Raw genomic sequence first — 6837 nt, forward strand, 5'->3', positions numbered from 1 at the left:
CTCACCCTCCTCCACCACCACCGCACCCCGGGTGACCACGACCAAACTCGCACCCTCGAACCGCACATCCGCCAACCACCCCTGCACCACACCCAAGACCCGTTGTGCGGTGGTCCGTACGTCGGCGAGGACGTCACCGGTCGTCGGGCCCGTGCAGTCCAGGACCACGACGGCGGGCACCTCGGCGGCATCCGCCACCTGCTCCCAGGTCAGCCAGTCGGTGGAGCCCGTGGCCTGCGGCGCGGGCTGCCAGCGGACGTGGAGCAGGGAGTCGCCGGTCCCGGAGCCCAGCTGGTCGGCCGACACCGGCCGGGAGAGCAGCGACTCGACCGAGAGGACGGGGTTGCCCTGCTCGTCGGCGACCGTGAGCGAGAGACCGTCCTGCTGGGCGACCGGAGTGATGCGCACCCGCAGGGCCTTCGCCCCCGACGCGTGCAGCGCGACCCCGTTCCAGGCGAACGGCAGCAGGGTCCGGCCACCGCCTTCGCTGCCCGGGCCGGCGAGGAGCCCGACGTGCATGGCCGCGTCGAGCAGGGCCGGGTGGAGCCCGAACCGGGACGCGTCGGCGTGGGCCCGCTCGGGCAGGGCCACCTCGGCGAAGAGTTCGTCGCCGCGCCGCCAGGCCGCCGTCAGGCCTTGGAAGACGGGCCCGTAGTGGTAGCCGGCGGCCGCCAGGTCCGGATAGGCGTCGGCGACCGGGATCGCTTCGGCGTCGGCCGGCGGCCAGTCCGTGAGCGGTCCAGCGGTGGCTTCCGTGGCGGGCGGGGCGAGGAACCCCTCGGCGTGGCGGGTCCAGGGCAGGTCCGGCTGGTCGTCCGGCCGGGAGTGGATCGCGACGGTCCGGCGCCCGGCCCCGTCGGCCGGCCCGACCGCCACTTGGACCGCGATACCGCCCCGCGCGGGGAGGACGAGCGGTGCCTGGAGGGTGAGTTCCTCCAGCAGCCCGCAGCCCAGCCGGTCGCCCGCCTGCACCGCCAGCTCCACGAAGCCGGTGCCCGGCAGCAGGACGCTCCCGAGCACGTCGTGGTCGGTGATCCAGGCGTGGGTGCTGGCCGAGAGCCGCCCGGTCAGTACCGCGCCCCCCTCGTCGGGCAGCTCGACGACCGACCGCAGCACCGGGTGGTCGAGCCCGACCTGACCGGTGTCGGCGGTGCCGCCGGTGGCCGAGGGGGCCGTCATCCAGTACCGGGTGCGCTGGAAGGCGTACGTGGGCAGCTCCACGCGCCGCGCCCCGGTGCCGGCGAAGCAGGTCGCCCAGTCGACGGGCACGCCGGTGGCGTGCAGCTGTCCGAGGGCGGCGATCAAGGTTTCGGGCTCGGGGCGGTTCTTGCGGAGGGCAGGTACGAGAACGGCCTGCCCGGAGTCCACGGTCTGCTGGGCGAGGCCGGTCAGGATGCCGTCCGGGCCGATCTCCAGGAACCGGGTGGCGCCCTGCTGCTCCAGCATCCTTACGGCGTCGGCGAACCGGACCGCCTCCCGGACCTGGCCGACCCAGTACTCCGGGGACTGCCAGGCCTCGGACAGCTCACCGGTGACGGTGGAAACCACCGGTATCCGCGGAGCGGAGTACGTCAACCGGGCCGCCACCGCACGGAACTCATCCAGCATCGGGTCCATCAACGCCGAGTGGAACGCGTGCGAAACAGCCAGCCGACTCGTCTTGCGGCCGGCAGCCGCGAAGTGCTCCCCCACCGCCAGCACGGCGGCCTCCACACCCGACACCACCACCGAGTCCGGGCCGTTGACTGCCGCGATACCCACCCCGTCGGTGAGGTGCGCCAGCACCTCCTCCTCGGTCGCCTGGACCGCGAGCATCGCGCCCCCGGCGGGCAGCGCCTGCATCAACCGTCCTCGTGCGACGACTAGTTCGGCCGCATCCGCCAGCGACAGCACACCCGCCACATGCGCAGCGGCAAGCTCACCGATCGAGTGCCCGGCGATCAGATCAGGGGTGACCCCCCACGCCTCCACCAGCCGGAACAAGGCCACCTCAAGCGCGAACAACGCGGGCTGCGTGATCGCGGTGGCGTTCAGCGCCTCCGCATCCTCACCCCACACCACCTCACGCAACGACCGCCCCAGCTGCCGGTCGACCTCCACGCACACCGCGTCGAACGCCGCCGCGAACACCGGGAACGCCTCGTACAGCCCACGCCCCATCCCGAGGCGCTGCGCACCCTGCCCCGTGAACAGGAACGCCGTCGCCCCCTTGCCCACCACGCCCCGCACCACACCCGCATGCGGCTGTCCCGCCGCCAGCGCAGCGAGGCCGGCTGCGCGGTCGCCCACGAGCACCGCCCGGTGGTCCATCGCACCGCGCGCCGTCGCCAGGGTGTACCCGACGTCCTCGGAACGGTGCGCGTCGGCCACCGCGAGCAGGCGTTCCGCCTGGCCCGCCAGCGCCTGCGCCGACTTCGCCGACAGCAGCCAGGGCACCACCGGCAGGCTCGCTCCGGGGCGTTCCCCGCTCGCCTCCTCTTCCTGGGGCGCCTGCTCCACGATCACGTGGGCGTTCGTCCCGCTCAGCCCGAACGAGGAGATGCCCGCCCGGCGCGGCCGGCCCTCGGCCTGCCACTCCCGCGCCTCGGTGAGCAGTTCCACCTCGCCCGCCGACCAGTCGATCTGGTCCGACCGCTCTTGCGCGTGCAGGGTGGGCGGCAGCACTCCGTGCCGCATCGCCATCACCATCTTCATCACACCTGCCACACCCGCCGCGGCCTGGGTGTGCCCCATGTTGGACTTGACGGAGCCCAGCCACAGCGGCCGGCCCTCGGGCCGTTCCTGGCCGTACGTGGCCAGCAGCGCCTGCGCCTCGATCGGGTCGCCCAGCCGGGTCCCCGTGCCGTGCGCCTCGACCACGTCGACCTCGGCCGCCGTGAGTCCCGCATCGGCCAGCGCCTGGCGGATCACCCGCTGCTGCGCCGGGCCGTTCGGGGCGGTCAGCCCGTTGCTCGCCCCGTCCTGGTTGAGCGCCGAGCCCTTCACCACCGCCAGCACCCGGTGCCCGTTGCGCCGGGCGTCCGACAGCCGCTCCAGCAGCAGCACGCCCGCACCCTCGCCCCAGCCCGTACCGTCCGCACCCGCCCCGAACGACTTGCACCGGCCGTCCGGTGACAGCCCGCGCTGCTCGCTGAAGTACACGAGCATGTCCGGGGTGGACATGACGGTGACTCCGCCCGCGAGCGCGAGGGAGCACTCCCCGGAGCGCAGCGCCTGGGCCGCCATGTGCAGGGCCACCAGCGACGACGAGCACGCCGTGTCGACGGTGACCGCCGGGCCCTCCAGGCCGAGGGTGTAGGCGACCCGGCCGGAGACCAGGCTGCCCGCCGTGCCGCCGGCGTAGTCGTGGTACATCACACCGGCGTACACACCGGTCCGGCTGCCCCTGAGCGCGGCCGGGTCCACGCCCGCACGTTCGAGCGCCTCCCAGGAGATCTCCAGCAGCAGCCGCTGCTGGGGATCCATGGTCAGCGCCTCGCGCGGGGAGATCCCGAAGAACGCCGGGTCGAACTCGGCGGCGTCGTAGAGGAACCCGCCGTCGCGGGCGTACGACTTGCCCGGCGTCCCCGGCTGCGGATCGTAGACGCCGGGGTCCCAGCCCCGGTCGTCGGGCAGCGGAGCGATGGCGTCCGCGCCGTCGGCGACGAGCCGCCACAGGCCTTCGGGGGTGTCCACGCCGCCGGGGTAGCGGCAGGCCATGCCGACGATGACGACCGGGTCGTCGTGCGTGGAGCGGCCGGCAGCCGGCGCCGGTCCCGGGGCCGCCCCGGCGCCGCTTCCGTCGAGCAGCTCCCGGACGTGCGCGGCGACTGCCGCTGCCGTCGGATAGTCGAAGATCAGCGTGGCGGGCAGCCGCAGCCCGGTCGCCTTGTCGAGCCGGTTGCGCAGTTCCACGGCGGTCAGCGAGTCGAAGCCCAACTCGTCGAAGGCGCGCTGCGCTTCGATGCTGTCTTCCGACGCGTGGCCCAGGACTGCCGCGACCTGTGTACGGACCAGGTCCAGGACGGCGGTGGCACGATCGGCGGCGGTGAGCCCGGCGAGCCGGTCGCGCAGGGCTCCCGATCCGGTACGGGCGGTGGTGCGGCGGCCGGGAGCCCGTACGAGCCGGCGCAGCAGGGCGGGGGGCTCGTCGGCGTGGGCACGCAGCACGGCGAGGTCCAGGAGCACCGGCACGGTCGCGGCCTCCCCCGACGCGAGCGCCGCGTCGAAGAGCGCGAGGCCGCGGTCGGCGGGGACGGCGGGGGTTCCGGCCTGCCGCATCCGCTCCAGTTCGGCTTCCCCGAGGTGGGTGCCCATGCCGCCGGCGGTGTCCCACAGGCCGAAGGCCAGTGCGGAGGATGGCAGTCCGGCCGCCCGGCGATGTACGGCGAGGGCGTCGAGGAAGGCGTTGGCCGCCGCGTAGTTGGCCTGGCCCGTCGAGCCGAGGGTGCCCGCGACGGAGGAGAAGAGGACGAACGCGGTGAGGTCCAGGCCCGCGGTCAGTTCGTGCAGGTGCCAGGCGGCGTCCGCCTTGGGCGCCAGGACGGCGCTGAACCGCTCGGGCGTGAGCGAGGTGGCCATTGCGTCGTCGAGTACGCCCGCCGCGTGCACGATCCCGCGCAGCGGGTGGGCCGGGTCGACGGCGTCCAGTACGGCCGCCAGCGCGTCCCGGTCCGCCACGTCGCAGGCGGCGACCGTCACCGATGCGCCCGACTGCGCCAGTTCCGCCCGGAGTCCGGCGGCACCGGGCGCTTCGGCGCCGCGCCTGCCGACGAGCAGCAGGTGACGTACGCCGTGCTCGGCCACCAGGTGGCGGGCGACCAGGGCGCCCAGCCCGCCCGTACCACCGGTGATCAGTACGGTGCCCGCCACGTCCCACACGGGGGCCGCGGCGGTGGCGGAAGCAGCCGAGCGGACCAGGCGGGGGACGAAGGGGCGTGCGGCGCGGACGGCCAGCTCGGGTTCGCCTTCGGCCAGGAAGCGGCCGAAGTCCTCGCTGCCGTCGGTGTCGAGCAGTACGAAGCGGCCGGGGTTCTCCGCCTGCGCCGACCGCACCAGACCCCATACGGGGGCCTGCCGGACATCGACCGGCTCGCCGTCCTCGACGGCCACCGCGCCCCGGGTGACGAGGACGAGGGTCGCCCGGGAGAACCGCCGGTCCTCCAGCCATTGCCGCACCACGGCCAGGACCCGGTGCGAGACGGCGTGGACGGCGGCCACGACACCGGTGTCCGGCACCCGGCAGTCGTAGACCACCGTGCCTTCCACCGGGCCGTCGGCCGGGGCGTCCTCCCAGCGCAGCCACGGTGCCGGCGACGCGGCGTCGGCCGGCTGCCACGCGACGCGGTACAGCGGGTCATCGGTCCGTACACCGGTCCGGTCCACCGCGCGGCCGACGACGCCGCCGACCGTCGCGACCGGGGCTCCGGAGGCGTCGGCCACCTCCAGGGACAGGCTGTCCGGCGTGGGCCGGGTGATCCGCACGCGGGCGGCGGCGGCGCCGGCCGCGTGCAGGGCGACGTTCCGCCACACGAAGGGCAGGACCGTTTCATCGCCGCCGCCGGTTCCGTCCACCAGCGCGGCGTGCATCGCGGCGTCCAGCAGGGCCGGGTGCAGCCCGTACGCGTCCGCCGCCGCATCTGCCGGGAGAGCGACCTCCGCGTACAGGGCGTCGCCGAGCCGCCATGCGGCGGCCAGGCCCTGGAAGGCCGGCCCGTAGGCGAGACCTCGCTCCCGCAGGGTCTCGTAGGCACCGTCGAGCGGCAGGGGAGCCGCCCCGGGCGGGGGCCACTCGGTCAGGTCGAACGCGGGCGCCTGCGCGCCCTCGGCCAGGACCCCTTCGGCGTGCAGGGTCCACTCCGGCTCGGCGGCGGTCCCGGGGACGCCCTCCTGGCGCGCGTAGACACCGACCGGCCGGCGCCCGGACTCGTCCGCCGCCCCGACCACGATCTGTACGGCGACGGCACCCCCTTCGGGGAGGACGAGCGGGGCGTGCAGGGCGAGTTCCTCCAGCGAGCCGCACCCGGCGTGGTCGCCGGCGCGGACCGCGAGCTCCACGAATCCGGCGCCGGGGAAGAGGATCGCGTCCCGCACCACGTGATCGGCGAGCCACGGCTCGGCGGCGACGGCGAGCCTGCCGGTGAGGACCACCCCGCCGGAGTCGGCGAGGGAGACGACGGCGCCGAGCAGCGGGTGCTGGGGCGCGGACAGCCCGGCGGCCGGCGCGTGGCCGGCGGGGCGGACCGCGTCGAGCCAGTAGCGGTTGCGCTGGAACGGGTAGGTGGGGAGGTCGACGCGCCGGGCGCCGGTGCCTGCGTAGAACGCCTCCCAGTCGACGCGTACGCCGTCCACGTGCAGGAGGGAAAGGGCGGCGATCAGGGTTTCGGGCTCGGGGCGGTTCTTGCGCAGGGCGGGTACGAGGACGGCCCGCTCGGAGTCCACGCCCTGCTGGGCGAGGCCGGTCAGGATGCCGTCCGGGCCGATCTCCAGGAACCTGGTCACGCCCAGTTCGCCCAGCGCCGCCACCGCATCGGTGAACCGCACGGCTTCACGGACCTGGCCCACCCAGTACTCCGGCGACTGCCACTGCGCACCCGGCCGCCCGGTCACGGTGGACACGGCCACCACACGCGGCTCCGCGTACGTCAACCGGGCCGCCAGCGCACGGAACCCGTCCAGCATCGGATCCATCAACGCTGAATGGAACGCGTGCGAGACGGACAGCCGGCTCGTCTTGCGACCGGCGGCCGTGAAGTGCTCGCCGACCGCCAGCACGGCGGCCTCCACACCCGACACCACCACCGAGTCCGGGCCGTTGACCGCCGCGATACCCACCCCGTCGGTGAGGTGCGCCAGCAC

At 74.8% G+C, this 6837-nt stretch carries 1 protein-coding gene; it reads right to left on the reverse strand.

Going from position 1 to position 6837, the window contains the following annotated elements; all coding sequences use genetic code 11:
• The coding region (locus ACWGH1_RS34935) for an SDR family NAD(P)-dependent oxidoreductase (RefSeq protein WP_453409351.1) at positions 1 to 6837 on the reverse strand (6837 nt) is incomplete at both ends.

The sequence above is a fragment of the Streptomyces sp. NPDC054883 genome, from assembly GCF_053610645.1.